1 protein-coding gene and 1 pseudogene are annotated in these 3647 nt (G+C 45.7%); both read right to left on the reverse strand.

Going from position 1 to position 3647, the window contains the following annotated elements; all coding sequences use genetic code 11:
• Positions 1–2862 (reverse strand): annotated as a pseudogene (locus GVN16_RS25895) (hypothetical protein); the annotation flags it as partial.
• A gap of 551 nt (positions 2863–3413) precedes the next feature.
• Positions 3414–3647, reverse strand: a 234-nt coding sequence (locus GVN16_RS25900) for a T9SS type A sorting domain-containing protein (protein WP_166565701.1), incomplete at its 5' end; no start/stop codon positions are given.

Below are 3647 nucleotides of genomic sequence, written 5' to 3' on the forward strand. Positions count from 1 at the left end.
GATATTGGAAGCATTGAATGAAACCAGTGTTACCGGTAAAGCCGGTTCAGTAAACGGAAGACTCACTGTGGCTTGGGTACTTACCGCATTGGCATTATCCACTGCGATATAAGGGATCACGCTGGTAACCGACCCGTTTACAGGATTAAGCGATATGCTTACCGATGGGTTTCCGTTCACGTCGACGGGTACTGTTACCCCACCTGTTGAAGGAAACACCAGACAGGTCAATGTAGGACAAACACCCGGAACAGAGCCTGCATTCGGGTAATAAGTGACAGTGCCTATCGTAATACTTTCTGTATTGGTAGGGAAGCCCGTTATAGTCAGGCTTGTCACCGTCCCACCATTCTGATCGTTGCCATCAAAGTAACTACCCGGAACCGGAACACTGATGGATCCACCCGGATTAGGCTGGTCAGGAGCGGTACTGTTAATGGCAGTTGGAGGTTGCTGGATACCCAGGTTTGCATTAGATTGACCGGTGTTGGTAACTACCACAGTTAACACACCATTCGGAGTTGCATCGTCCCCGGTATTGTCACAGCAGTCTTCACCTGTGCTGTACCATCCACCTGAGCCTGTTCCGGCATACGGAGAGGTCGGGTTAGCCACCGGACTGGTCCCTAAAACAACGGAATAGGTTGCATTAGCCGGTACATTTTTAAATTCATAGGTGCCATCCGGATTTACCGGGATGGTTTCAACGAGCGTACTGCCATTATATAAACTTACATACAAAGGGGTAGCTCCGGCCGAACCGATCCCCGATCCATCCACTTTGCCGTCAACATTCCCATCTGTGTCATTAAATACGTTTCCGCAGATGGCCACATTGATCGTTTCATTTTTAGAACTGATACAACCCGTGGTACCAATGAATTGTGCATAAACGGTATAATTACCGGCCGTCAGATTCGGGAACACCGGGGATACCTGGTAATTTGTCCCGTCAATACTGTACCGGTAAGAAGGACCGGACGGGGAGGTAACCTCTATACTTCCGTTTTGACTGCAAGAGGCGTTCGTAACTGTAGTAACCGGGACAACAGGCGGCATCATTTTAAAAGTAATGTCATCAATAGCCAGGTCATTGCCGTTTCCACCGACATTATTATTGACCAGCATCAGCTCCAGCACATTGGTGGTAGCCACAAAACTGAGTGTGTACTGGGTCCATACGAGGTTGGCCCCGGTCAAATCTCCCGTTACATTACTGGCAAGAACCGTATTGGTAGCAGGATCAACCACCTGGAAAGATACATTCGGGTGGACTTCGGCCAGCGGGGTAAGATTCGCTATCCAGGCAGAAAAATTGTAAGTGGCTCCCGGTACAACACCGGTAAACCTTCTACGGAAAAATTCGTTTTTGTCATATGCTGAGTTGACCGCAAACATGTACCCGGTTCCGTTTCCGGTGGTATGATCATAAAAAGGCCCGGGTCTCCAGGTGTTAAAGTTCGGAAAGGCATTGGTCACCAGTTTGTAATGTCCGTCTTCTCCGGGCACATTGGTATTCATATAATGGTAAGAAGTCTGTCCCAGAAACGGAGGCCCGAAACTGGCCGGAGTTCCTGTTCCGAAATTTTCAGTATATTCAATGCCGCAATTGTTCGTCATGGCAAACGGATTCACCAGACCACTTTGAAAAATGACGTGTACAACTTCATTGGCGGCCACGGTGATGGTGGCTGTGTTGGCATTTACGTTCGATGATGAATTTGAGCTGGGATCATAAACTGTTATATTCTGGAGATCCCATCCCCCGGGCACAGTTTCGGTTATGGTATAGGTTCCCGGAGCCACGCTGATCATATTAGAATTACCATTGGCCACGCTGGTCCGCACCCTTTCATCATCAATCCACCATTCATTGGCCCCGTCCAATGAGCGTGAATAAATGTTATTATAAGGATAGCCTGCATTATCCCATGACAGCCTCATGGTCAACCACATTTGTCCGGCAAGTCCCCCGGTTATCCTGTTGGCCTGGGTAGTGGTCAGTTCTCTTGAACCCCATGAAGTACCTCCGCCCCATTTAAAAACGAAACGGTTGCTGCCGTTACCCGACCCGGCAAAACCCGTAATGTAAACGTTGTTCAAGCCATCTACAGCAATGTCATAAAAAGCAATGTTGTTAACCACTTCCGAAGGTTTACCCATGCTTGTTGCCACCGCGGCCGGACTAATCCTGTATGATTCTACGGTTGAGGTAGAAGTTGAAGTGGCATAAATATAGCCGTCTACCGGGCTTACATCCAGATTTCCGTAGCTTGGTGCGGTGCTGTAAAATGAGCTCCAGGTAGTCCCAGAACCCGAATATTTGTAGATGTCCCCTCCCCTGATCACATAAAGGCTGTTGACACTCCAGCCGCATCCGATATCTGTGGCATCCGTAAATGTCGATAAAGCCGTTGCGGTGGTCCCGTCATGTGAAAAAACGCTTCCGCCAGCTATATAATAAGCTGTACCTCCCGCACCACCGTCAACCCTGCTGACATTCGTCACACCTGTTGACACCCAGCTCGCAGAACCCAGGTTACGGTAATATAAAACCTTATCGTCTTTGCCGACAGCCCAAAGCCGGCCGTTTTGCGAACTGCCAATGTCTGACAGCGATACCTGCGAAGGGTTATCATTCAGGCTAAAATTGGGAACAGAAGTAGGCCCGCCCGAAACAGAAAAAGTGATATCAGGGCTCGATGATTCATCCAGTGTTTTGCTGTGAACATAAATGTATCCATTCTGGGCATATGAACTTATGCTTACCAGTAAAAAAAGGCAGAAACCAATGACTGCATTTTGACAGTATAATGACCAACTCCTGGCCATCAATCCTGTGCCGTTGTAATTTTTTCTCATTCCGAATAATTGTTAAAGAAGTTCGTGATTAGTCTTCTGTTATCTTTTTTAGACTGGAAGTCACTTCTTCGGTCACACCATTTTTTATGCTTTTTTAATATTTTCTTTATGCCTTTTTTATAAAACCAAAGGAAGATGAGGCTATTTATCCTTAAAAAAACTGCCTTAGAGGCCTGATTACGGGCTTTTTCTATGAAAGAGTGTGTGGACACAAAAAGCATGAAAGTCACAATATTTTGCCTGGGAGAAGCATTCCTCTTGTCAGTCGTCCGTGCCGATAAAGTCGTGCGTATCAAGTGGTTTCACTCCGTTAATTATCCATTTGAATCTGATGATATGGTAGAGAGGCTTTGGCCAACGTTTTTAAAATGTAGATTTTAATCTTGTAGTTACGCACGGAAATTCTATATACGTAAATTAGACAGGAACAATCTTTAACAAAAAACCTCCGGCAAAAAATGCCGGAGGTTTAAAGACACGCTTACAAAAACTTATCTATCTAGTTTTATAAATCAGGAATCTGTTATACCTTCTTTAACCTGCTTGATCAACTATTGTTTTATAATCCTGATTTTTGTGTTCAATCCAACCTTGTTGCCAATAACAGATAAAATGTACGACCCAACCGGTAAACTTTTGAGCGACATTTGTTCTTTCGTTCCGGTAGCCTTCTTCGAAAGCACGGTTTGTCCTGAGAGATTGATCAACGTGATGTAGTTTCCTTCCTCTAATCCAGTAATTGAAACATAATCCTGCGTAGGGTTCGGATAAACTCTGATCACTCC

This window comes from Emticicia sp. CRIBPO (assembly GCF_009905725.1).
GTDB lineage: Bacteria > Bacteroidota > Bacteroidia > Cytophagales > Spirosomataceae > Leadbetterella.